Raw genomic sequence first — 24,420 nt, 5'->3', positions numbered from 1 at the left:
GTGGGCCGGCGCCGCCCGCTTCCTGGACCTGGTGCCCGGCGGTCCCGACAGCGTGGCCGCCGCCCTGGCCCGCACCCTGGGAGAGGCTCCCCACCTGCTGGACGACCCGGACGCCGTCCGCGGCCGGGTACGCGCCCACCGCTTCGACATCACCCGCAGCGGGCGGCTGGCCTGCCTGGAGACCGCCGTCTGCCTGGGCGCCGACGCCCTGGACTCCCGGCAGATGGGCCTGCTGGCCGCGCCGGTCGGCGAGGCACAGGTCGCCCGGTTGGGCGCCCGCGCCCTGGTCGCCACCGCCGGGGAGGCGCTGACCGCCGCCGAGCTGGGGCTGGTGCACTCGCTGCCGGACGGTGTCCGCGGACTGGTGCCCGGGCCGTTCTACGACGGCCGGGAGGCGGCGACCGCGCTGGTCGGCGAGCTGATCCGGCGGCGGCGCGCGACCGGCTCCTGGTACGGCGACCGCGTGGCCGACGACCGGGTCGCCCTCGGCGTCCTGGACGGCACCCCCGCCGTCGGCCTGCTGCTGCTGCGGTTGCTCGACCCGGCCACCGCCCCCATCGCCACCCTCCGCTGACGCCGGCCGGCCCGTACCCGGCCCGCCGCCCGCCGCCCGCCGCCCGCCGCCCGCCGCCCGCCCACCGACTCCGCAACCGCCCGACCCGCGGTCCTGACCACCGGCCACGACCACCGGCCACGACCACCGGCTCCGCCCCGTACGAACTCAGCAACCGCCCGCCCCCAGCCCCGTATCCCGGGAGGAGGAACCGCCATGACGCAGCACCCGCGCACTCCCACTGTCGGTTTCAAACGTCACTTCACGTCCTTCGTCGTCGAGGGAGAGGCCGTCTACCTGGTCTCCGAACGCGGTGTCAGCACGGTGTCCGGCCGCTTGGCGCAGGTCCTCGCGCCGTTGCTGGACGGCACCCGGACCGCGGCGGAGATCGGTGCGGAGCTCGCCGGGACGGTGTCCGCCGAGCGGGTCGGGCAGGCGCTGGACCGGCTGGCGGAGGGCGGCTGGATCGCTCCGACCGATCCCGCGGCGGACCGGGCGGCGACCGCGTTCTTGGAGATGGCGGGGGTGGAGGGGGCCGCCGGGGTCGCCGCGTTGGCCGGTGCGACGGTCAGGGTGGAGGGCTACGGCGAGGTGGACGCCGCCGCCTTCGCCGCCGCCCTGCGCGCCGCGGGGGCGGGCACGGTGACGGTGGCCGGGCCGTACGACCCGGCGACCGCGGCCGGAGCCGCCCCCGACCTGGTGGTCGCCCTGGTGGACGACTATCTGCACCCGGGCCTGGCCGCCCGCAACCGGGCCGCGCTCGACGCCGGCGTGCCGTGGCTGATCGCCCGCCCGGTCGGTTCGCTGGTGTGGATCGGGCCGGTCTTCGTCCCCGACCGCGCCGCGGCGGATTCCGGGCCGGCCCCGCGGCCGCCACCGGCTGCTGGGCGTGCCTGGCCCACCGGCTGTCGGCGAACCGGCAGTCGCTCAGCTACCTCCAGCACCGGCTCGGCCAGGACGCGCCGCTGTCCACGGCCATCGCGGGCATCGCCCCGACCGTCGCCGCCGGCACCCAGCTCGCGGCCGTCGAGGCGGCCAAGTGGCTGGCCGGCGCGCGTCCCTCCGGCCCGGCCGCCGTTTTCACCCTCGACACGGTGACCCTGGAAGCCGAACGGCACCAGCTGGTCCGCCGTCCGCAGTGCCCGGCCTGCGGCGACGACACGCTGATGGCCGAACGGCAGTCCCGGCCGGTCCGCTTCGAGAGCCGCCTGAAGGTCTTCACCGACGACGGCGGCCACCGCTCCACCTCGCCCGAGGAGATGCTGGAGACCTACCGACCGCAGCTCAGCCCGATCACCGGCGTCGTCACCTCGCTGGTCCCGGCCCAGCACACTCCGGACGGGCTGCGGGTCTACATCGCGGGACAGAACCTCGCCCGCCAGGTCGGCGACCTGCGCCAGCTGCGCACCGGACTGCGCTCGGTCAGCTGCGGCAAGGGCCGTACCGACATCCAGGCCCGGGCCAGCGCCATGGGCGAGGCCATGGAGCGCTACTCGGGTGTCTTCCAGGGCGACGAGGCCCGGCGCACCGCCACCTACCGGGAACTGGGCGACGCCGCCGTGCACCCGGCGGCCGGCCTGTTGTTCAGCGAGCGCCAGTACGCCGAGCGGGACCGCTGGAACGCCCGCCGGTCGATGTTCAACACCGTGCCCGAGCGATTCCGCGAGGACGTGCCGATCGAGTGGTCCCCGGCGTGGTCCGTCACCGGTCAGCGCACCCGTTGGCTGCCCACGATGAACCTCTACTACGGCTACCGGCACCGTTCGCCGTTCTTCGCGCTCGGCGACTCCAACGGCTCGGCGGCGGGCACCTCCTTCGAGGACGCCGCGCTCCAGGGCTTCCTGGAGCTGGTGGAACGCGACGCCGTCGCCCTGTGGTGGTACAACCGCGTCAACCGTCCGGCCGTGGACCTGGACGCGTTCGGCGACCCGTACATCCCGCGCATGCGGGAGGTCTACGCCGGCCTGCGCCGCGAGATCTGGGCGCTGGATCTCACCTCCGACTTCGGCATCCCGGTCGTGGGGGCCTTCTCCCGGCGCGTGGACAAGCCCGCCGAGGACATCCTGATCGCCTTCGGCGCGCACCTCGACCCGCACATCGCCCTGACCCGGGCGCTGACCGAGATGAACCAGTTCCTGGCCCCCGTCGCCGGAAACGGTCCCGACGGCGCCGTCACCTACGCGGGAGCCGACCCCGAGCAGAAGGCGTGGTGGACGACGGCCACCACGGCGAACCAGCCCTACCTGCTGCCGGACCGCACCGTCCCCGCCTCGGGCCCGGGCCGCTGGCCCGCGCCGGCCGGCGACGACCTGGCCGACGACCTGGCGCTGGCCGAGCGGCTGGTGGCGGAGCGGGGCATGGAGATGCTGGTGCTCGACCAGACCCGGCCCGATGTGGGCCTGCCGGTCGCCAAGGTCGTCGTGCCGGGCATGCGCCACTTCTGGGCCCGGTTCGCCCCCGGCCGCCTCTACGACGTGCCGGTGCGGCTGGGCTGGCTGCCGGAGCCCACCGCCGAGGCCGACCTCAACCCGATCCCGGTCTTCATCTGAGACCCGGCCGCGGTGGCGGACACCCGGGGCCCGGGCCCGCCGGCCGGGAAAACCCGCGCCGCCGCCGTCCATTGCCGCCCTTCACCGCCACCGTCCGCTGCCGCCCTTCACCGCCACCGTCCGCTGCCGCCCTTCACCGCTGCCGTACCACGCCACCCACCGGAGGTGCTCCATGACCGTGATTTACGACCGTCCCGCCCCTGCGCCGACCGGCTCGGCGGACCCGCCGCGCCACCTGCTGCGGCTGCGCCGCGACGTCCTGGTCGGTCCGGACGGCGACGACGTCGAACTGACCCATCCCTGGGGACGTCAGCGGGTGCACAGCCTCGGTTCGGCCACGGTGGCCCGGCTCGCACGGCTGGCCGAGGAGGACACCGCTGCCGGGACGCTCGCCGCGGACCCGGACGGGGTTCGGCTGCTGCGGCTACTGGAGCGGTTCCCCTACCTGGTGACGTCGATCCTGGCCGCCGGAGACGGTGCTCCCCTGGCCACCGCCGTCCCCATCGCGCGCTCGGCGACCCTGCCCGCGGGCGCCCCGGACGGTGCGTCGGCGCACCGCCCCGTGGTGCTGTCCCGCTTTGCGTACCTGCGCCGGCTGCCCGACCCCGGGGCCGACGCCTGCGTGGTGGAATCGCCGCTGGCGTCGTACCGGGTGGCCTTGCGTCAGCCGGCGGTCAGCGCCTTCGTCGCGGCGCTCACCTCGCCGCGGGTACCGGCGGAGGCGGCGGCCGTGGCGGGCCTGTCGACTCCGGTGGGCGAGGCGCTGGCCGGGTTGCTGTCCGCCACCGGTTTCCTGGAGCCGGCCGCCGGGGAGGACGGCGCGGAACCCGAACTGTGGGACTTCCACGACCTGCTGTTCCACTCCCGCAGCCGTGCCGGGCGGCACGACTACCCCAGCGGAGGCGTCTTCGCCCACCAGGACCACCCGCAGTTGCCGGCCGTGCCCGGGGCGGGCCCGCGCGAGGAGGGTCCGGGCATCGACCTGCCGGTGCCGGACTGGTCGCGGGTGGTGGCCGGGGAGCCGGGGTTCACCGAAGTGCTGGAGGGCCGCCGCTCGGTGCGCGGTTACGGGGACCGGCCGGTCACCGTCGCCCAGCTCGGTGAGCTGCTCTACCGCGCGGCCCGGGTGCGCCAGGTGATCCCTGGCGACCCGCAGTCGCCCACGGCGTACGACATCGTGGACCGGCCCTATCCGGCCGGCGGTTCCACCGGCGAGCTGGAGCTGTACCTGTCCGTCGCGAACTGCGACGGCCTGGAGCCCGGGGTGTACCGCTACGACGCGGCGGCACACCGCCTCAAGCCGCGCCGCTGGAGCGGCACGGCTGACGAGGCTGCCTTCCGTGAGCTGCTGACCGCGGCCTGGCGGGCCACCAACCGCACGGTGGAGCCGCAGGTGCTGCTCACGGTGACCTCCCGGTTCGGGAGGCTGTCGTGGAAGTACAGCCAGATCGCCTACGCCCTCACGCTGAAGCACGTGGGCGTGCTCTACCAGACGCTGTACCTGGTGGCGACGGCGATGGGGCTCGGCCCGTGCGGGCTGGGTTCGGGTGACACCGACGCGGCGGCGCGGGCGCTCGGGCTGGACTGGACGGAGGAGACCTCGGTCGGCGAGTTCCTGATCGGAAGTCTTCCGGAGGGCCCGGCGCCGGCCGCGAAAAGTTTCCGGGACGTGGTGGCGAGGTCGAGGGGGAGCCTGGACTGAACCCGTCACGCCGTCACGCCGTCACGACAGGAGCAGGGGACACCACAGGTGACAGCGGGCGCCGGCGGGCGGAGCCTGGTCACAGCCAGCCGCTCTCCCGAGCGATCCGGATGGCGTCGACGCGGTTGCGTGCCCCGGTGCGTGCGATCACCGACGACACGTGGTTGCGTACCGTCCCCTGGGTGAGCGACAGGGACCGGGCCACCTCGGCGACGCTGCATCCGTCGGCGACCAGGCGCAGCACGACCAGTTCCCGCGGGGTCGGGCCGCCGGGCCGGGCGCGTACCGCGTCCACCAGCAGCGACGACTCGTAGACCTGGCCGCCGGCGGCCAGCGTGCGCACCGCGCCGAGCAGGCGCTCCGGCGGCAGATCCTTCAGCAGCACGCCGTCCACGCCGTCGGCGAGCGCGCGTTTGACGTCGGCGGGCCGGGCGAAGGCGGTGAGCAGCAACACCCGGGTCTCCGGGACCTGCGCCCCGACCGCGGCTGCGACGTCCAGCGCGGGCCTGCCCGGCAGGTCCAGGTCGAGCACGGCGACGGCGGGCCGCAGCAGCAGGGCGCCGGTCAGCGCGTCGTCCCCCTCGGCCGCCTCGGCGACCACGCTGAGATCGGCCTCGCGGTCCAGCAGGGCGGTCAGGGCCGAGCGGAAGAGCCGGTGACCGTCGGCGAGCAGGACGCTGATCACGGAGACGCCGGTCGTCCGGGTCGCCGTGGCGCCGGAGGCGGAAGCCGTGCCGGAGGCGGAGGCTGAGGAGCGAGAAGGGGCGGTGGCAGTGGCAGTGGCAGTGGCAGTGGCAGTGGCAGTGGTCATCGTGTCCTCTCCAACTCGTGACCGTGGGCGGCCGGCGAGACGGATACCGCTCATCCCCCCAGCCCCAGGTGTCGGGGCGGTACGAGGGGGTGGGCGGCGGGGTCGGCTGACCAGGGGTGCCGGGGTCGTCGTCCGCGCCGTCGGCCTGCACGACGGTGGCGCCGGGGTGCGCGCCCGGGACGGCGACGGTCACACCACCGAGGACGGCAATGGAAAACACGGCAACAGCGGCAAATCCAGCGACCTTCTGCATGACGGTGCCCATTCCTTTCTGGAACGCCTGGGAAAGGGGAGTGGACGGCGGGCGTCGGCACGTACGTCCCGTGTCCTGCCCGAGCGACCCCGGGGCGATTGCCCGGTGTCGCCTGCCGACGCATTCAGGATGGCGGGGACGGATCACGGGTGTCAGCAGCCGGAGCTGGCACCACGATGCCCTGGCACTGTGATGCCAGGGCCGGGCGCCGGGGCGCTCGCACCGGTGCCGCTGTGGCCCCAGATACACGGGTGACGTTCTGCGCAGGAAAAGGAAAGGACGGGCGCAGGAGCCGGGAAAAGCCCCGAGCGTTTGGATGTGCACATGGCACACAAACAATCGGTGAACCCTTTTCGAGTCATCCGCTTCGCCCGTTAGGCTGTGCCTCCGCATGCCATCTCCGTCTCTGCTTATAGACGGCTGCGACCGGTGTTGTGCGACCGCATGGGGAGTGCGTTTGATGACCACAAATGGACTCAGGGGCGGGGACGGGGAGTCTCCGGCCGGCGAAACACCTCCGTTCGGACTCGACGCGCTGTCGGAGTCCGTGTACCGACTGCTGCTGCTCCATCCCGAGGACGGCCCCCCGCAGATCGCCGGACGTCTGGCCCGCTCCGAGACGGAGATCCTGGGTTCCCTGGAACGGCTCGCCGACCTGGCTCTGGTGCGGCCGCCCGGCGCCACCGGGCGCTGGCGCGCCCTCAGCCCCGAGGCGGGCATGGCCGTGCTGCTGGCACGGCAGGAGGCCGAAGCCGCGCGTCGGCAGGCGGAGCTGGACCACAGCCGCGGTGCCATGGCGAGCCTGATCGCCGAGTTCAGCAGGACCCGGCAGTCGTCACCCCCGTCCGGGGTGGAGATCATCTCCAGCCTTCAGGACGTACGCGAGCGGCTGGAACAACTGGCCTCAGAGGCCGTAGCGGAGGTGCTGTCCTTCGCCCCCGGCGGGCCGCAGCCCGCCGCCGTGATGGAGGCCAGCCGCGCACTCGACCGGCAGAGCCTCGAACGCGGCGTGCGCATGCGTACCGTCTTCCTCGACAGCGTCCGCAATGACCAGGCCACCGTGCAGTACGCCCAGTGGCTGAACGAACTCGGCGGCACGGTCCGTACGGTGCCCGCCCTGCCGCTGCGCATGATCATCGCTGACGGCACCACGGCGGTGGTCCCGCTGGATCCCGGCGACTCCGACCAGGGCGCCGTCCTGCTGCGCAGTCCCGGCGTCATCGCCGCCCTGCGCGCCTTGTTCGAGCAGGTGTGGGAGCACGCCAAGCCCCTGGGGGAGGAGGTCCAGCGCGACGGCTACGGCCTGACCGGGCAGGAGCGCCAGCTGCTGCGCCTGCTGTCGGAGGGCCTCACCGACGAACGGGCCGCCCAGCGGCTGGGCGTCTCGTTACGGACCATACGCCGCATGATGGCGGCCCTGATGACCCGTCTGGACTCCCGCAGCCGCTTTCAGGCGGGCATCAAGGTGGCGGCTTCCGGATGGCTGACCGACGATCCCCTCGCTCGCCCCGCAGACCCCCCGGCCGCCGCCTCCACCGCCGTTCTGACGGCTTCCGAAGCCGTCGTGGAGCCAGGGTCCGGGCAGAGTCGTTGACCATGCCGGCCTGCGGACGAACGGGCGGGCGCGGGCCGGGCCCCGGGGCGGACCCGCCCCCGGACGCGGTCCGGCGGCGGGTCCGCCGGGGTGTCCGGGGGTGTCAGGCGGTCGCCGGGCGGGGCGGGGCGAGGACGACGGTCACCTCTCCGCCCGGCGCCTGCGCGCCGGCCACGGGGGGCCACGGCACGGAGGGACCGAAGGTGACCAGGACGTCCTGGTCGGGCGGCAGCGGACGGCCCGAGGCGCGCAGTTCGTCCATGGCGGCGGTCAGCGCGGCGCCGTAGGCCGCGGCGACCTTCCTGGCGCGGTCGTCGGCGAGCTGGAGCGAGCGGCCGAAGTGCGGCACGCCGTCGACCGACACCACCGCGTTGCCCTCGATCCTGACCACCGGCACCGGCCCTCCCCCGGCCACCGCCGCGGCGATCCCCGCGGCCGTCTGCCGCGCGCTGCTCGCCACCCAGGCGCGCTGCGCGTCCGTCAACTGCCCCGGGGCGGCGCTCTCGTCGCCGCCGGGCGGCATGTGCTGCACGACCGGCGCGGCGGCGGACGACGGCGGCGCGGGCGCGGCGGCGGCAGGTGGCGGGACATGCGCGGCGGGCGGCGGCGCGAGGTGCGCGGCGGGCGGCGGCGCGGGCACCACGTGGGTCTCCGGCGGCGGGGTGACGTGGATCGTCGGGACGGGAGGGGCGACGGTGTCGGTGACCGTGACCGTCTCCGGGGCGGTCCCCGTCGACGTCCCCGCCGGCGTCTGCGTCGTCTCCGGGGTCGGCGTCTCGGTGGGCTGTTGGGGGGCCGTGGACCAGTAGTAGGCGTGGTGGTCGGTGGTGGCGGGGGCTCCGTAGACGCCGTTGCCGTCGTACTTCTGGAGGGTGATGCGCACCGGCTGGCGCAGCAGGCGCTGGACGCCCTCGGTCGTGCCCTGGCCGGGCTTGTCGCCGGTGAGGCCGTGCGGGACCGTCACCGGGGCCGGGCTGCGGCCGGGGACGCCGGGCGCGTGGGTGACGGCGGAGTCCGCGGTCAGCGACTGGTCGCGGCTGATCTGCACCGAGTTCAGGCCCGGCACCGGCACCACGACGCCCGGGTTGCGGGTCAGGAACTGCACGTCGGCGGGGGTGACGCTGTACGAGGCGCCCGCCTTCGCCGAGGTGGTCAGCTCGTCCTCGGTGGAGACGGTGATCTCGTCCTTGGCGTCGTCGCGACGGCCCACCTCCTGCGCCGGGCCGGTCGGCTCCATCGTGACCTTCAGGCCGGTGCTGCCGTCCGCGCCGAGCGGCACCGTGCGGTAGCCGCCGACCGGGTCCTTCAGGTTCGGGAAGACCGTGGACAGCGCCTGCCCGGACAGCGCCTGCCGGGTGGAGATCTGCTGCGGCAGCGGCGCGGTCTGCTCGTTGTGCAGTGGGTGGCCGGGGCCCAGCCGCGGGTCGTGGACGAAGGAGTCCACGACGGCGAGGGCCGCGTCGGGCGTGATCGACCGCGCGGCGCTGCCCAGCGCGCCGCTCGTGGTGTTCCACGCCTGGGACATGGCGGAGCCGGTGCGGCCGAGGACGCCGTTGCCCCAGGGACGCGGCGTGTTCAGCACGGTGTGCGCCGTGTCGATCAGCTGCTCGGGGTGGTACACGCCGACCAGGTCGTGGCCGGAGGCGAAGTCGTCGCGCCACTGCTGCCGCTGCTCGGGCGTGCCGTTCACCGGGCCCAGCTCGGTGCCGCCGCCCTGGTCGCCGGGCCGGTCGCCGCCCTGGTCGCCGGGCCGGTGCTGGGCGCCGGGTCCGGGCTGGACCGGCGGCTGGTGCTGCGTGCTCGGTCCGGCCTGCGTGCCCGGCGGGTGCGACCCGGCGGGGGTCGTGGCCGTCGTGGCGCCGCCGGCCGTCTGCGGGTGGGCGGCCGGCGCCGGCTCCGTGGTCGTCATCGACTCGGGCACCCACGCCGTGGCCCGCCAGTTCGGGCGTACGGGCACGGGCGCGGGCAGGTTGACGAAGCGCTGCGTCGCGTTGCGCCGGGTGACCGTGACGTCGAACCGCATCGGGCTGCTGAACTTGTGCAGGTTGCCCGACGAGGTCGTCTTGGAGTCGACCTTGGTGGTCTGGCTGGACGAGTGCGTGGTGCTGCCCTTGGCCTCCGCGCCGCCGGTCGCGTTGTACGTCACGTTGTTGAGGTGGTTCTCGGCCGTCGGGGCGCGGTACGAGGCGCGGATGTTGCCCTCGCCGCCGGCCGACCAGGAGCGGCCGCTGTCACCGCTGACCGCCTCGCTGACGGTGACCTTGCGGGTCGAGCCGCCGTCGGACTGCCGCCCGTCGTGCTGCCAGCCGCCGGGCGTCGCCTTGATCAGCGCCTGGGTCACCGTGCGCACGCCGTGGTGGTTGTCCACCCGGTGGACGAGCAGGCCGGGCCCGACCAGGTCGTCGTAGTGCGCTCCGAGGTGGTCGGGCGTGATCACGTCGGCGAACGGCAGCGCGGACACCGGGACGTCGCCCAGGCCGTTGCCCGCTTCCAGGTCGCCGGGGCGGACCGAGCCGCCGCGGATCTGCCGGTCGATCTCCTTCAGGATCTCGTCGGTCGAGGGGATCTCGATCCGGCTGCCGCCGCTGACGCCGTTCTCCAACGGGACGGACCGGCGCGGCGGTTGGACCGTGCCGGTGCTGGCACCCATACCGGTGTCCGTTCCCGTACGGGGGCCGGTGCCCGTGCCCGTGTCCGTCCGAATGCCCGTCCCGGTGGTCGCGTCCGTGCCGGTGTCCGTCGCGGGGCGCGGCGGCTGCGTCATGGCCCGTACGTCGTCGTCCGAGAGCAGGATCCGGACCCGATGGTCGTGGCTGACCGGATCGCCGTACGTGGTCTCGCCGGTGGAACCGGTCACCCTGCCCTGCAAGGTGATGCGCGCGTCGCCCTCGTAGACGTGCCACGGGCCGTTCTGCGAGGTCTTGCGGCTCGTCGTGAACGTGTGCTTGACCGCGTCGGCGCCGCTGTGGCCGTACGATCCCTTGCCCTTGGCGCCGCCGCGCAGCTGGTACGTCGAGGCGTGCGGGTCGTGCGGGGTGCCGGGGAAGCGCCCGAAGTCCCCGCCCACACCGCCCTTTCCGGTGATCGCCGTGCTGTCCTGCACCTTCACCGACGTCTCGGTCTTCGTCTCGACGTCCAGCTTGCCGTCGCCGGAGAGCGTCTCGCGGTAGGTGAGGTTGTGCAGTTGGGTGCGCTGGGACAGCCCCGCGGTGTCCCGGTTGCGGCCGGAACCGACGTGCTGGTCGGCCGTGTTGGACCAGCCGCCGTGCGACGCCGAGACGTTCGCGCGCAGGTGGGCCTGCCCGGCCAGCGGGTTCACCAGGTCGTCGAGGGACGGGATGTGCACGGGCAGCGGCGAATGCCCGTTGTCGTGGCGGCTGTTGAAGGCATTCTCGATCGCCTGCCGGGCGTGGTCGCGGTAGGCGTCCTCGTCGCCGACGTGCTCCACGAGGTGGTGGTCCGGCAGCCGGTCGACGGTCACCTGGCGCGGCGGCGGGGTCGCGGGCGTCTCGGTCCTGCCCACGTCGACGGTGACGTGGCCGCCGCCGGTGTCGACGTGCCGCACCTGCTGGTGGTGCGCCTCGGTGGGCAGCGTGGGCACCCGCAGCACCGGGTGGTCCGGGTCCTGACGGACCGTCAGGACGTCGAAGGACACCGGGTAGGAGTAGCGGTCGCGGTCGCCGTCCACCGTCAGCGTCCGTTTCACCTCGGTGGTGTCGCCGATCGTCGTGCCGTGCGTGGGCGCGTAACCGCCGTCGGCGTTGACGTTGAAGAAGCCGCGCTGGAAGTCCGTGTGGTCGAGCGAGCTGCGCAGGTTGCCGCTGCCGGCGACCGTGTGCGAACTGCCCTGGCTGACCGAGCGTTCCGAACCCGCGCTCTGGGTCAGGGAGTTCTTGGCGGTGGCCGGGTGCGCGCCCTGGTGGGCGCCGTCGCCGAGGTTCGCCCGCACCAGGATGTCGTGGGTCTTCGCGTTCAGCCCGGGCAGGTGCGAGCTGTCCAGGCTGATCTTGAAGGTGCCGTCCACGAGGTTGCGGCCGTTGCCGTCGAGTTGCGAGGGCGCGATCTGACGCCGCAGGTCGGCGAGGTTGGTGAAGGCCTTGGGCGAGACCCGAACCGGCGGGTGGCCGCCGGCGGTTCCGCCCTGCGGCGGGTGCACGGCCTCGGGCGGGGGCAGCAGTCCGGGGGCCGTCTGCCACAACGTCCGGACGATGTGCTGCTCCAGCTGCTCGGAGCCCGGGAAGTGGGAGTAGGTCGTGCGCTGGACGAGCCCGGGGCCGGTCAACTGCCCGCCGGCGGGCGGCTGTCGGACCGCGGGCGGGGGCGTCGCGGTGGCGCCGGCGGTCGGGGTGGTGGCAGGGGCCTGTGTCCCAGGCGCGTGCGTCGCGGGGGCGTGGGTCGCAGGCGCCTGGGACGCGGGCGCGTGCGTCGCGGGCGCGTGCTCGGTGCCGGCGGACGGCTCCGGCGGCCGGGGCAGGACGCGGACGACCTCACCGGTGGGCGCCCGCCGCGGCGGCTCGATCTGCAGGACATGGCTGCCGGGCGCGGGGGCGGGCGGCGGAGTGTGGTCGGTGATCTCCTCGGTCGTGGTGGTGTGCAGGCCGTCGGTGCCCGGTGACAGCTGCTGCCGGGTCAGCCAGACGCGGAACCGGGTCGGGGTGCTCACGACGTCGGCGGGACCCTTGTGCTCGACGGAGTTGTTCTCCTCGACCTTCTGGATGCCCTTGGCGCCATGGGCCGTCGACTGCCCGTATGTGTAACTGCCGGTGCCGGTCAGCCACTTGGTCTCTTTCGTCGCCGGGTTGTGCCACACCTGGCCGGAGGCGCCGCCGCCCAGGCCCAGTGCCCATCCGCTGCTCTGCGAGTGGTTGCGGGCCTGCTCGCCGCCGCTGGTGAACCCGGAGCCGGTCGTGGTGTCCGTCGAGTGCAGCACCGTGGAGGTGCCCGGTTCCGCGGTCAGCCGCAGGAAGCCGGTGCCGCCGTCGGACAGCCGCAGCGGCTTGGAGACCAGGCCGTTGCCGGAGACCTGCTCGAACTCCTCGGTGACGTGGTCGGGATCGAGGAAGTCCACGATGTCCTGGTGCGCGGTGCCGCCGGGCTGCGCGTCCTTGGGCAGCGCGTCGAAGACCGCGTCGCGGACGCCGCCGAGGCCGGTGATCGTCAGCGGGTGTCCGGCAGCGGGCGCGGTCGGGGGAGGCGCGGTCCGGGCGCCGGTGCCGGTCGCGGTGCCGGGCATGGTCCCGGGCGCTGTGCCGGTCGCTGTGCCGGTCGAGGGGTGGGCGCCGCCCGCGGTGGCCGGCGCGCCCGCTGTGGTCGCCGCGGCCGGCGGGTTCCAGCCCTGCCAGGTCTGCGGGCCGGTCTCCGAACGGGGGTTGGACCGGGGGACGTCGGCGCGCAACTGGCCGGTGATCGGCGGCGCGGGCGCGGGACGGGTCGCCGTACCGTCCGGGCCTGGCGCCGTGAGCGGCTGTCCCTTGTGGTCCACGACCTGGACGTCGAACGTGGCCTGCGAGGTGTAACTGTCGGTCTTCCCGGTCAGCTTGACCTCGTCGCCGGACTTCGCCGAGGTGCTGCTCGTCGTCTCCACACCGTGCGACGCGCCGCCGGCCTTCGCCGAACCGGTCACCAGGACGAGCAGATCGGGGTTGACGGGCTGGATGAGCAGCGGGTTGTGGTCGATCCCCGCCTGCGACGTGGACAGCTCCGTCTTGACCTTGGGCGGCGCGAACTCGTTCCCGGACTTCACGTCCAGCCCGTCGCCGTCGTTGTCCTTGCCCGCGTCGCGGGACGGGTCCAGCTGCCAGGGCGTCGTGTCCGCGCCGACCCGCACCTCGTACGGGTGGCCGTCGACGTGGATCGGGAAGCGCCAGCCGCCGTTGACCATCCGGGGGTACTGCTTGCGGAAGTTGGCGGGGTCGAACTGGCCGTTGAGCCGCTGCACCACCAGCGGGTCGCGGGCCTTGTCGCCGAGCAGCGACTCGACGCGCTGTCGTACGGCCTCCGGCCCGGGCGCCTCGGTGATCCGCTTGCCGGCGAGCGAGGAGTTGTGCCAGTCGTCCGTCAGCTGCGGCGGCGGGTCCCCCTCGGGCCGCCCGCTGGTCTCCGTCCCCGGGGCGGTCGTCGCGGGCTCGGCAGTCGTGGTCGCGGGCTCGGCAGTCGTGGTCGCGGGCTCGGCAGTCGTGGTCGCGGGCTCGGGCTCCGGCTCGGAGGTGTGGGTGTGGGTCTCCTGCGGGGTGGCGGTGACCTGCTCCTCGTGCGGGGCCGGGGTCTCGGCGGGCACGGTCACCGGCTCGTGCTCCACCGGCACGGTCACCGGCTCGTGCTCCACGGGCGGCGGCGGGGTCTGCGTGGACGTCGTGCGCGGGGTGGGCGCGGGTTGGGCCAGGGGGTCGGTGACCGGATCGACGTGGACGTGGCTGCGGGGAGTCGGCGTGATCTGGGCGCGAGCGGCCTGCCAGGCGGGGTCGTCCGCCACGTCCCCGCGGGAGCCGCTGCCAGCGGCCGGCTTCGGCTCCGCGGCCGTAGCCGCGCCCTCCCCCGGGTGCGGCGCCTCGGCGCCGGTCCCGGTGAGCGCGCCCAGCAGCGACAGGTGCCGGTCGCCCAGACCGCCCTGCGGCAGGCCGTGTGCAGAGGGCACGTGGTAGTTGCCCATCAACCCGCCGGTGACGGAGGGCCCTTGCTCGTCGTCGGCGCCGCGGTACTCGTCCCGTAGGCCGATCTGGTGCCCGATCTCGTGGGCGTACGTGATCGGCGCCGCGCCGGCCGGCCAGGTCCGCTGGTCGGTGTGCCCGCCGCCCTCGCCGTCGCCGTGTGTCAACTGAACGTCGAGATGGGCCTGTTCACCCGGAGCCACGTGTTCGACGGTGAGGTGCAGCCGGTCGCCGTTGGGCAGCCGGTAGCCGGGGTCGTTGAAGTACCTCTGGACGCCCTCGTCCACGCGGTTCCGCGTGTCGGCGACGCTGTGCGGGTCGGCGTCTCCTGGGTGCAGCGCGACCCTGACCGTCAGATCGGTGTACGTCTGGTCGCCGACGGTGAACCGCCGCTGGTCGAAGGACGACCGCACGACGAACCGCGGCGCGTGGTTCAGCCGGACCGGCGGCGGCGCCACGGCGGTGTGGTCGCTCGCGGGGGCGTGCTCGACGGCGGGGGCGTGCTGGTCCACGGGCGTGTGGTCGCCCGCGGGGCTGTGCTGGCCCGTCGGCGTGCGCCGCACCGCGGACGGGTGCTCGCTCGCCGGCGGACGCTGGACCGCGGGCGGGCGCGTGTCCACCGGCGTGTGCTGCTCCCCCACCGGCACGTGCTGGTCCAGCGGCGTGTCGCCGCCCTCCGCGGGCGGGCGGTGCAGCAGTTCGTCCAGGCCGCTGGTGTCCGGCACCGGGCTGTGCGCCGGGTCGTCGCCGGTCCGGGCGGCGCTCTCCTCCGGCGGGACGGTCGCGGGCGCGGCCTGCTGCTCGGACGGCTCCGAGTCCTCCCGGAGCGGGACGCGGCCCGTGCCGGCGTCGGGCGCAGGGCGTACGGCCGCGGAGCCGTCACCGCCGTCCGTCCGCGGCTGCCGGACCGGTGCGTCGTGCGCGGTGTCGAGCGGCGTGGCGTGCGAGGCGCCGCCCTCGGCGACGGGCTGGGGGCGCTGCACGGGCGCGTCGTGGGACGTGCCGTCCTCGGCCACCGGCTGGGGGCGCTGCTGCGTCCGGCTGTCGCCAGCGCCGGCCGCCGGTCCGTGGGTCTCGGCCGGATTCCGGCCCGCGCCGATGCGGCCGAGGTGGCCGGGGTCCTGTTGCCCGCGCGGTCCGCCGATTCCCCGGCCGAGTTCCTGCCGCAGGTCGGAGGTCTGCTGGTCGTGCGGCCGTGCGTGGTCGAGCTGGTCGCGCAGATCGGCGGCGGCACGCGCGGACCGCGCCGCGGCGTCCTGCCGCCCGTCCAGCAGGTCGCGGGTGTGCTGCTGCTCCGCCTGGTCGAGGGCCTGGCTCAGCCGGTTCGCCTCGTCCTGCCGTTGCTGCCGCACCTGCTCCTGATGCGCGGCGAGGCCGTCCAGCGCGCGCTGGGCGTCCTGCGGGGAGTGCGCGTCGAACGCCTGCTGCCGCAGGTTGTTCGCGACGGGGTCGTCGCCGTCGCCCAACGCGGCGAGGCGGTTGTGCAGTTCGTCGTCGGTGGGCAGGTCCGGCCGGCCGCCGGAGCGCTCGTCGGGTCCGGAGTCGAGCTGGTCCAGGCGCTGTTGGAGGTTGTGCAGGTCCTGCTGGTCGCGGTAGTCGTGGAGGGCGTCGATCGCACGCGCCGCCTCGTCGGGGGTGGACGCGTGGTCGATCTGCTGGAGCAGCGCCTGCTCGTGCGGGTCGGTGTCGCCGCGCAGCCCGTCGAGGCGGGTGCCCAGATCGGCGGGGGTGCCGCGACCGCCGCCGGTCTCGGGCACGTGGTCGGAGCCGAGCCGGTCGATGCGCTGCTGGAGCGCCTGGTCGGCGCGGTGGTCCTGGAGCTGGTCGAGGGCCCGCGCCGCGGCTTCCGGGCTGTCCGCGCGGCCGACGGCCTGGACGAGCGCGGCCTCCTGCGGGTCCGGGCCGCCCGGCCGGTCGTTCAGCCGGTCGAGCCGGTCGCCGAGGTCGGCGGTCTGCTGGAGGTCCGCGAGCTGGGCGCGCAGCCGGTCCGCGTCGGGGCCGGTGGCGGTGGCCAGTTGGCGTCGTACGTTCTCCACGTCCGGGTGGTACGGCTGGGGCGCGTCGCGTCCGGTGAGCACCTCCGAGGGGGCGTGCTGCTCCACGAAGTCGGTGTACTCCCGCAGATGGCTGTCCAGCAGGTCGGGATCGCCCCCGCGGCGGGCTTGTTCGACCGCGTCCACGAGGGTGTCCCAGGTGCCGCGCTGCGACTCGGGCGCCCGGGTGGCGCCGAAACCGCCGTCCGCGTGCTGACGGAACGCGTCGTAGCGCTGGTTGAGCGTCCGCGTCTCCACATGCTCGCGGAACGCCTGGAGTTGGCGAGTGGTCTCGTCGAGATTGCCCGAGCGCGCCGCCTGGTCGACGGCCTGGCGGTAGCCCTGCCGCTCCGACGGCGTCATCCCCGCGGCCTGCCCCGCGCGGTCCAGCGCGTCCACGCGCGGCCCGACGTGCGCGAACGGCGAGACGGGCGGGGCGGTCGGCGCGTCGGGGGCGCCGTCGAGGGGGTGCGCGGACCCTCCGGTGTCCCCCACCGGGTGGTCGGGCACGCCGAGCCCCTCCAGGTCGGCGACCCCGCGCCCTCCGCCGACGCCCGGCACGGCCCGCGGCGCCGGCCCGTCGCCCGGCCCGTGGGCCGCGGCCGCGGGGGCGGGCTCGCCGCCCGGGGTGTGCGTCGGCGCCTGGGGGAACGCGCGCACGGGCGCACCCCCGCCCGGTCCCTCGTGGGCGCCGCCCGTGCCGCCGCCGGACGCGGTCGCGACCGCCGGGGCGGGTTCCGCGCCGGGTGCGTGCGTCGGCGCCTCGGGGAACGCCCGTGCCGGACCGCCGCCGGACGCCGCCGGAGCCGTCGACCGGGTCGGCACGACGGGGGCGGGCGCGGAGGCGGCGGCCGGCGTCCCGGAGACCGTGCGCGCCGGACCGCCGCCGGCGCCCGCGGCCGCCACCGGCTCGGCCGCCCTGCCCGACCCAGCCGGCGCGAGCCCGTTCCCGGGAGCGCGCGTCGGCACGTCCGGAGCCACGTGCGCGGGCCCCCCGCCGGTACCGCCGGCGCCGCCGAGGATCACCGGTTCACCGGGCGCGGGCTCGGCGCCGGGCGCGCGCGTCGGCACGTCCGGCAGCACGTGGACGGGATCGCCGCCCGTATCGGCGTGGGTCCCGCCGCCGAGGCCGCCGGACGCGACCGGGCCCGGCGCGGGTGTGACGGCCGGGACGTGCGGCTGCGCCTCGGGCGGCGTGTGCGCCGAACTGCCGCCGGGCGTCGACGAGTTGCTCAGGGCCGACTCGGGCGAGGGCGCGCGCGTCGGCACGTCCGGCAGCGTGTGCACGGGTGCGTCGCCGCCCGTCCCGCCGCGTCCGACGCCGGCGCCGGACGGGGCCGGTCCACTCGGCGCGGTCGACACCGCCGGGCTGTGGGCGGGCGTCGACGGCGCGGTGAGGGGGGAGCCGCCGGGTCCGGTGGTCTCGGCGATCGTCTCGGGCGGCCGGTGCGGCTCGGGCGTCGTCGCGACGGGCTCGGGCGTCGTCGCCGGGGGCGGGTGCGGCTGCGTCGTGGCGCCGCTCCCCTCGCCGGGCGCGGCGCCGGCGGTGTGTCCGGGTGCGCCGCCGCCCGTGCTCGGGCCGGGGGCCGCGGCGCTGTGGTCGGTGACCGTCGTCGTCGGGGGCCGGGGGGCGCGGGGCGCGACCTCGGCGGGGTCGGTGTGCGAGGTGCGCGAGGCGCCGCCGTGGCCGGCGGTGGAGTGGACCGGCGCGGCCGGGCCCGCTCCCCGGCCGGGGGCCGCCGGCGCGGTGGACGTCGGGCCCGACCCCGCCCGCACGGGCTGCGCCGCCGGTGCCGCGCCGCCGGAGCCGGTCGGCGCGGACCGGACCTGGGCCGGGGTCTGCTCCTGTCCGCCGCCCGTCGTGCGGGTCGTCTGCGGGCCCGGGGCCGCCGCGTACCGCGACGCGCCGTCGCCCGTCGCTCCGGTCCCGCCCGACCCGCGGACCGGCGGCGCGTCGGTGGACGCCCGCGGAGCGGTCGCCCCCGTGCTCGCGGGCGCCCGGTCCGTCCCGGGCGAGAAGCCGAGGCCGCCGGCCGCGCCCGTGTGCGTGTTCGTCGTGTCGCGGCCGGTGGCGGTCGACGGCAGCGTCCGGTCACCGCCGGCCGCTCCCGTACCGGTCGGCGCCCGGTTCGCGGTGGACGGGAACGCCGTGCTGAAGCCCGGCAGTTCACCGCTCGCCGGTACGCCCTGGCGCCCGGCGGGCGCGCCACCGCGCCCCTCGCCCGCGTTCGCCGGGGTCTCGGCGAACGCGGCGGGTGGCGCGGCGCGCGGGGTGAACGCACTGCCGCCAGCGCCGGCTCCGCGGGAGGTGGCCGGGGGCCGGAAGGACTGCTCCGCCACCGGCCCGTGGGCGCCCGCCGACTCGACGGGCGGGCGTGTCGCCGAGGCCGTGCCCGTCGCGTGGCCGTCGCCGCCCGTGGTCCTGACGGGCCCGCCGCCCGTCGCGTGCGGCGCACCCCCCGAGCCGCGCCCCGCGCCGCGCCCCGAGCCGCCGCCGGAGCCCGCGCCCCTGCCCGTACCGCCGCCCGTGCCCGTACCGCCGCCCTTGCCGGAGGCGAAGCCGCCGCCGGGATCGAAGCCCTTGTCGGAGCCGAAGCCCGCGCCGTGGCCGCCGAAGCCGCCGGGGCCCTCGGCGGGGCCGTGCAGGTTCGGCAGGTCCAGGGTGGACGGGAGGTGGAAGTCGACGTCGTCGACCTTGGTCTTGTCGCCGCCGCCGAAGCGGCGCCTGCCGCCGCCTCCCGCCATCCCGCCGATCGCGCCGGCCGCGCCGCCGAACCCGAGGTCCTCCGGCTCGCCGCTGTTGAACAGCCCGTTGAGTGCCGCGGTGCTGCCCACGCCGGAGATCCCGCCGAGGACGCCCTTGCCGAACAGCGAGTTGCCGAACTTCGGGAAGAAGGCGCCGCCCAGCCCGAAGGCGAGTCCGCCGATGGCGCCGCCGATCGCCCCGCTCTCGATCGCGGAGACCGTGTTCTCCACGCTCCAGTGGGTGCGGTCGCCCTTGAGCAGCTGGATGCTCTGGATGATCGCGTCCATCCCGACCATCATGCCGACGCCGGTGGCGATGGCCGTCAGCAGCCGGCGCAGCAGCATCTGCACGACCAGCCGCGCGGAGGTGATCAGCGCGGGGATGGCCTCCGGCGCCCAGAACGCCATCTGGGCGATCTCGAAGGCCAGCCACACGAGTTGGGCCAGGATCATGTACTTCGCGTACTCGAGCTGCGCCCCGGTGTTCTTGCCCAGCGCGCCCAGTTGGGACGACGCCTCGGCCATGTCCGGCAGGTTCGACTGGAGTTGCTTCACGAACGACGCGAACTCGTCCGCGACCGACCCGCCGATGCTGTTGAGCACGCCCCGCGTGGCGGGGCTGACCTCCCGGCTGATCGCGGCGAGCGCCTGCGCGGCCTCGTCCCAGGCCAGGCCGAGGCTGTGCATCTTGTCCTCGTCGCCCTTCGGCCACGCCTGGCCGACGGCGAGGCGGGCGACCCAGCCGAGTTCGGGAGGCAGGTTGACGCTCACCGGCGGCCGGACCCCCGGCCGCCGCCCTCGCCGCCCTGGCCGCCGTGCTCGCCGCCGGGCACCGAGCCCGGCTCCAGGGACGTTCCCAGCTTCCTGGCGGACTCCGCGTTCTGCGCCTCGATCCGCTGATAGCCCTTGGCCATGGTCTCCAGGCCGTCGCCGGTGCTGCGCAGCACCTCGCCGGCCTGCTGCGCGGCGTCCAGGATCTGCCCCTTGGGCTTGGCGTACTGCCGCAGGAACGCCTCGCCCGACCTGTCCCGGCCCCAGCACTCGCCGAGCGAGCCCAGCTTCGACTCCAGCTCGTCGTGGATGTTCACGAAGCGCTGGGCCAGCTCCTGCATGTACGGCATCTGCGCCGTGAGACCGTCGGTGTCGACCGAGAACGACTCGCCTGACATGGGAACTCCCTGGGGTGTGCGGGATCTTCGGGGTGTGAGAAGTGAACGGGCGGGTGCGGGCGGGCGGTTGGGGGCGGGCCAGGGGCGGAGGTGCGCGCGGGCGGCCGACCGCGCGCCGGGCTGCGGACCGCTGAGCCCTGTTGTCACGTGCGGCGGGCGGCTCCCTCGGGCAGTCCGTTGTCGATGTAGTCCCGGACGGTGTCCGGCATCGCCGGATCGTCGGGCAGGATCGCCGCCGGGTCGACCTCGCCGCGCAGCAGGTCGGCGACCTTCACCCCGGGTGGCAGGGCGAGCGAGGTGAGTTCGGCGACCTTCTCCAGCGCCTCGGCCCGCGCCTCGCGGATGGTCGCGAGCAGCGCGTCCGCCAACTCCTTGGGCGCCATGCGGCGGTAGGCGCCGGTGGGGAACTCGATCGCCGTCACGTCGCCCTGCGCGCCGACGGTGACCTTCACCGCCTGGCGCGGCGCGGTCGCCGTGCCGGTGACCTCGTTGATCCGGCGCCGCGTCTCGGCGGCCTCCTCACGCTGCCTGCGGTACAGCGCGAGGAGTTCCTCGATGTCCTGGTCGTACGGTGTGCTCACGGCTCCCTCTCCTGTCCTCGCTCCCGCGTCCGCGACGGCGCCGGCCTGCGCGGGCCGCTCAGTACAGCCCCTCCGGGCCGCCGGGGGCGGGCGCCGAGCCCCAGGTGTCGCCCTCCTGCACGAGCAGGTCGGCGATCCCGCGCGTGGCGCCCTCCTCGTCGGCGGGCTCCTCGGGCGCCGACGCCTCGGGCTCCTCCTCGTCCCACTCCTCGTCCTCCGCGTCCGGCGCGCAGGACAGCAGCGGCTCGGAAACCGCCGGGACGGCCGACTCGCCGGAGGCGGTGGGGCGTTGGGGCCGCCAGGTGGCCAGCGGACGGCCCTCGTCGGCGCCGTCCGGAGCGCCGTCCGCGGCGGTGAGGCCGGCCTGCGTCTGCGCGGAGCCGTCACCGGCACGGGCGCCGGCCGCGGGCGCCGTGCCCCACGTGCCCTCGTCGGCGGTCGCGTACCCGGGCGCGGTGATCTCCCCCTCCTCCTCGGGGCGCGCGGCCCACAGCAGCGGTACGAGCGAGGCGCCCGCCACGCCCCAGGCCGCCGCGTCGTCCTCGGACAGGTCGTCGTCGGCCGGACGCAGCACGACCAGCGGGTCGTTTGCGGGCTCCGCGCCGGCCGGTTCCTCGTAGGAGGCGTGCGCGGGGAGTCGGGACTCCGGCGCGGCGGGGACGGCGGCCGGGGCTTGCCCGGCTGCCGCGGCTCCCGTCGTGGCCGGGCCCTGCGCGGCGGCCGGGGCGCTGATGCCGGCCGCGAGCGCGTCCGCGGCCAGCGCCTCGGGGGCCGCGGGCTCGGCGAACTCCTCGGCGGTCGGCTCCACGAGCGTGCCGCGGTCGTCCTCGTCGCCGCGGCCGGACCCGCCGGCGGCTGGCATCCCGCCCATCGGCATGAACGGGGTGGCGGCGGGCGCGGCGGGCGCCTCCGCGTCGGCAGGCACCGCGAACCCGCCGTCCGTGCCGTCGGTGCCGCCGGTGCCGCCGGTGCCGTCGAAGCCGCTCGCGCCCGGCGCGGCGGCGACGGCCGGCGCCACACCCGTCCCGACGCCCGGTTCCGCGCCGGCGACCGACCCGGACAGCGTGTCCGTCCCGGCTCCGGCCGGCGTCGCGCCCGGCGTCTCCGCGTCCGGCGCGGCCGGCTCGGTCCACGGCTCCGCGCTGGGCGCCAGGAGCCCGGACGCGTCGGAGGCCACGCCCTCCTCCCGGCCCGCGCCACCCGCGCCGAGGCCGCCCGCGCCCGGCATCATCATGCCGGGTACGCCGCCGCCCGCGACGGCTTCCGACTCCTCGGGGAGGCCGCCGGGCAGATCGAGCGACCCCTGCCCGCCGGGTACGGTCCCGGCCGCCGCTTCGCCGTCGTACGCGGGCTCGCCCTCGCCGGTCCAGGGCTCGGCGGTCGGGTCCAGCAGACCGGAGGCGTCACTACGCTCCGACCCACCGGGGGCCGACTGCGCCGCACCACCCATGCCGGGCATGAACGGCATCCCACTACCCGAGCTGCCCGCCAAACCGCCCGCCTGCGCGCCCAGTTCGGCCGTACCCGGGAACTGCGACGGCTCATACCCCGGCAGATCCAGCCCTTCACCGCCCACCGGAACACCACCAGCAGGCAACAGACCCTCACCCGCCGTAGCCGCATCACCCGTCCACGGCTCGGCAGTCGGATCCAGCAAACCGGAGGCATCACTACGCTCCGACCCACCCTGCGCCGACTGCGCCGCACCACCCATCCCCGGCATGAACGGCATCCCACCACCCGGGCTGCCCGCCAAACCGCCGGTCTGCGCGCCGAGTTCGGCCGACCCCGGGAACTCCGACGGCTCGTACCCCGGCAGATCCAGCCCCTCACCGCCACCCACCGGAACACCACCAGCAGGCAACAGACCCTCACCCGCCGTAGCCGCATCACCCGTCCACGGCTCCGCCGTCGGATCCAGCAAACCGGACGCATCACTACGCTCCGACCCACCCTGCGCCGACTGCGCCGCACCACCCATCCCCGGCATGAACGGCATGCCGCCGCCCGGGGTGCCGGCCAGGCCCGCGGGGTTCGCGGACAGGCCGGTGGTGCCGGGGAACGCGGAGGGGGTGAAGCCGGGGAGCTCGCTCTCCAGGCCGAGGTCGCCGGCGCCCGGGATCGCGCCGGTGGTCGAGGTGCTGCCGGGGAAGGCGGTCGGCGAGAAGCCCTTGGTGTCGCCCAGGCCGCCGAGGCCCGCGCCGTCGCCGAGTCCGAGGTCGTCGGCGAGGCCGGAGGTGCCGCCGATGCCGGTGTCGCCGGGGAAGTCGGCCGCACCCACGCCGTCCTTCCAGGTGCTGGGGTCCTCGGCGAGGTCGGACTCGGGCAGCAGACCGTTGCCGTCCAGGCCGGTGCCGCCGCGGAAGGCGTTGGGCGTGGTCAGCGGCAGGCCGCCGAGGCCGCCGTCGCCGCCGAGACCGGTGTCGCCGGCGAAGGGCGCCGGGTCCGCGGTCCGCGCGAGCGAGCGCGGGTCCGTGCCGCCCAGGCCGCCGAGGCCGGAGTCGTCGCCCAGGCCGCCGGGACCGTCGACGCCGGTGCCGCCGCTGAACGCGTCGGGGTTGAGCATCCGGTCCAGCGCGGCCGGGGACATGGTGCTGCTGAACGGGCTGAGGCCGCCGTCGGGACCGAGTCCCCCGAGGCCGCTGACGTCGCCGTCGCCGCCGAGGCCCGAGCCGGGCCCGTTGGTGTCCAGGCTGCCGGAGTACGGGTTCGCCGCCGCGTACGTGGCGGGGTCGAACCCCTCGGTGGGGCTCAGCGCGTCGTCGGGCATCCGGGAGGCGAGCGCGCCGCCGTTGTAGTCCAGGGGGCTGACGTCGGCCGGGGTGATGTCCCCGGCCTGGTACTGGCCCGAGGTGTCGTCCGGCGGCGGCTGGTCGACCGGCGGCTGGTCGGTGGTGGACGGGCCGGTGATGCTGCCCGGCGGGCGCACCGAGTCGACGGTGACCTGGTAGTCCGCGGCCAGGTTCTTCAGCACCTGCCGCATGTCGTGGTTGAGCATCTTGACGATCTCGGGCTTCTTGCTCACCGGGATCAGGCCGTTGCTCATCGGCGTGACGCCCATCAGCGTGGCCTGGTGGGCGTACCAGGCGTCGATCTCGCCGATCTTGTTCTGCGCGTTCTGCAGGTTGACGGCGTTGTCCGCCAGCTGCTGCGGGACGGAGTTCCCCGAACCGGTGCCGCCGTCCGCGGACTTGCCGCCGGACAGCACGTCGGAGGTCGCGGCGACCTGTTTGGAGAAGGTGTCCATCATGTCGTAGAAGGCGTCGGCGGCGTCGCCCTTCCACGGGCCGTCGCTGCCGGCCAGCGCCTTGGCCTGGTCGTGGAGGGCCTGTGCGACGCCCGACAGCACCACCTGGACGTGGTAGAAGACGTTGGCGGCGTCCTGGAGGCTCTGCGGCGAGGCGACGGACGCGGCGTGGTCGAGGTTGTCGGCGTCGCTGGTGCCGGCCGACATGCCGCGGATCGCGGCCTCGATCTGCTTCCAGTCCCAACTGTCGTAGTCGGAGATGGAGCCGGTGGCCGTCGGGTCACCGTAGATCGCGCCGTCGTCGCCCTGCTTGAATCCGTTGCTGTCGTAGTCGGTGCCCATGTGAGCAAGTCCTCCGTCGTCGCCCCGTCGTTGCGCCGTCGCTGTGCGCCGCTGGTCCGCCGCTGGTCCGCCGCTAGTCCGCCGCTGGTACACCGCCGGCCGGTCGCCGGCCGGTCGCCGGTGCGTCCCGGGCGGGCCGCCGGCCCGCCGGTTCCGGTCGGCGGGGCGCCCGGGTGGTCCGGGCCGCCCCGCCG

Annotated in this window: 9 protein-coding genes and 1 pseudogene; 5 read left to right on the top strand and 5 right to left on the bottom strand. The window is 75.7% G+C overall.

The window, feature by feature from the left end; all coding sequences use genetic code 11:
• Positions 1-31 precede the first annotated feature (31 nt).
• The 4 genes and pseudogenes from VSR01_RS30915 (at position 32) to VSR01_RS30900 (ending at position 4,804) form a co-directional block, all read left to right on the top strand.
• The gene (locus VSR01_RS30915) at positions 32-574 is read left to right on the top strand and encodes a hypothetical protein (protein ID WP_326452314.1); all 543 of its coding nucleotides are present in this window, start codon (positions 32-34) and stop codon (positions 572-574) included.
• Positions 575-769: 195 nt separating this feature from the next.
• A pseudogene (locus VSR01_RS30910) lies at positions 770-961 on the top strand (hypothetical protein); the annotation flags it as partial.
• 368 nt (positions 962-1,329) lie between these two features.
• Positions 1,330-3,102, top strand: coding sequence for a TOMM precursor leader peptide-binding protein (locus VSR01_RS30905; protein ID WP_326452313.1), 1,773 nt, complete (start codon positions 1,330-1,332; stop codon positions 3,100-3,102).
• Positions 3,103-3,274: 172 nt separating this feature from the next.
• Entirely contained in the window at positions 3,275-4,804 is a 1,530-nt protein-coding gene (locus VSR01_RS30900) for a SagB family peptide dehydrogenase (RefSeq protein WP_326452312.1), read from the top strand.
• 79 nt (positions 4,805-4,883) lie between these two features.
• On the opposite strand, the gene VSR01_RS30895 is transcribed toward VSR01_RS30900, so the two are convergent.
• Positions 4,884-5,489: a response regulator transcription factor gene (locus tag VSR01_RS30895; RefSeq protein WP_326452311.1), complete on the bottom strand. Its 606-nt coding sequence runs from the start codon at positions 5,487-5,489 to the stop codon at positions 4,884-4,886.
• 839 nt (positions 5,490-6,328) lie between these two features.
• On the opposite strand from VSR01_RS30895, the gene VSR01_RS30890 reads away from it, so the two are divergent.
• On the top strand, positions 6,329-7,462 hold the full coding sequence (locus VSR01_RS30890; RefSeq protein WP_326452310.1) for a LuxR C-terminal-related transcriptional regulator: 1,134 nt from the start codon (positions 6,329-6,331) through the stop codon (positions 7,460-7,462).
• 103 nt (positions 7,463-7,565) lie between these two features.
• On the opposite strand, the gene VSR01_RS30885 is transcribed toward VSR01_RS30890, so the two are convergent.
• The 4 genes from VSR01_RS30885 to VSR01_RS30870 form a co-directional block, all read right to left on the bottom strand.
• Positions 7,566-19,658 (bottom strand): WXG100-like domain-containing protein, encoded by a 12,093-nt coding sequence (locus tag VSR01_RS30885; RefSeq protein WP_326452309.1) that lies wholly within the window; start codon positions 19,656-19,658, stop codon positions 7,566-7,568.
• Positions 19,655-20,056 carry a WXG100 family type VII secretion target gene (locus tag VSR01_RS30880; RefSeq protein WP_326452308.1) on the bottom strand — a complete coding sequence of 134 codons (402 nt, stop codon included), beginning with the start codon at positions 20,054-20,056 and terminating at the stop codon, positions 19,655-19,657. Before VSR01_RS30880 ends, VSR01_RS30885 begins: the two co-directional genes overlap by 4 nt.
• Before the next feature lie 143 nt (positions 20,057-20,199).
• Positions 20,200-20,637 carry a YbaB/EbfC family nucleoid-associated protein gene (locus VSR01_RS30875; RefSeq protein WP_326452307.1) on the bottom strand — a complete coding sequence of 146 codons (438 nt, stop codon included), beginning with the start codon at positions 20,635-20,637 and terminating at the stop codon, positions 20,200-20,202.
• A gap of 58 nt (positions 20,638-20,695) precedes the next feature.
• On the bottom strand, positions 20,696-24,226 hold the full coding sequence (locus VSR01_RS30870) for a WXG100 family type VII secretion target (protein WP_326452306.1): 3,531 nt from the start codon (positions 24,224-24,226) through the stop codon (positions 20,696-20,698).
• Positions 24,227-24,420: the final 194 nt, after the last annotated feature.

The sequence above is a fragment of the Actinacidiphila sp. DG2A-62 genome (genome assembly GCF_035825295.1).
Taxonomy (GTDB): Bacteria; Actinomycetota; Actinomycetes; order Streptomycetales; family Streptomycetaceae; genus Actinacidiphila.
This window is presented reverse-complemented; position numbering and strand designations above follow the sequence as displayed.

Coding starts and splice junctions, on each gene's coding strand:
- VSR01_RS30890 (WP_326452310.1), top strand. CDS start 6,329: ATGACCACAAATGGACTCAGGGGCGGGGACGGGGAGTCTCCGGCCGGC.
- VSR01_RS30870 (WP_326452306.1), bottom strand. CDS start 24,226: ATGGGCACCGACTACGACAGCAACGGATTCAAGCAGGGCGACGACGGC.
- VSR01_RS30880 (WP_326452308.1), bottom strand. CDS start 20,056: ATGTCAGGCGAGTCGTTCTCGGTCGACACCGACGGTCTCACGGCGCAG.
- VSR01_RS30900 (WP_326452312.1), top strand. CDS start 3,275: ATGACCGTGATTTACGACCGTCCCGCCCCTGCGCCGACCGGCTCGGCG.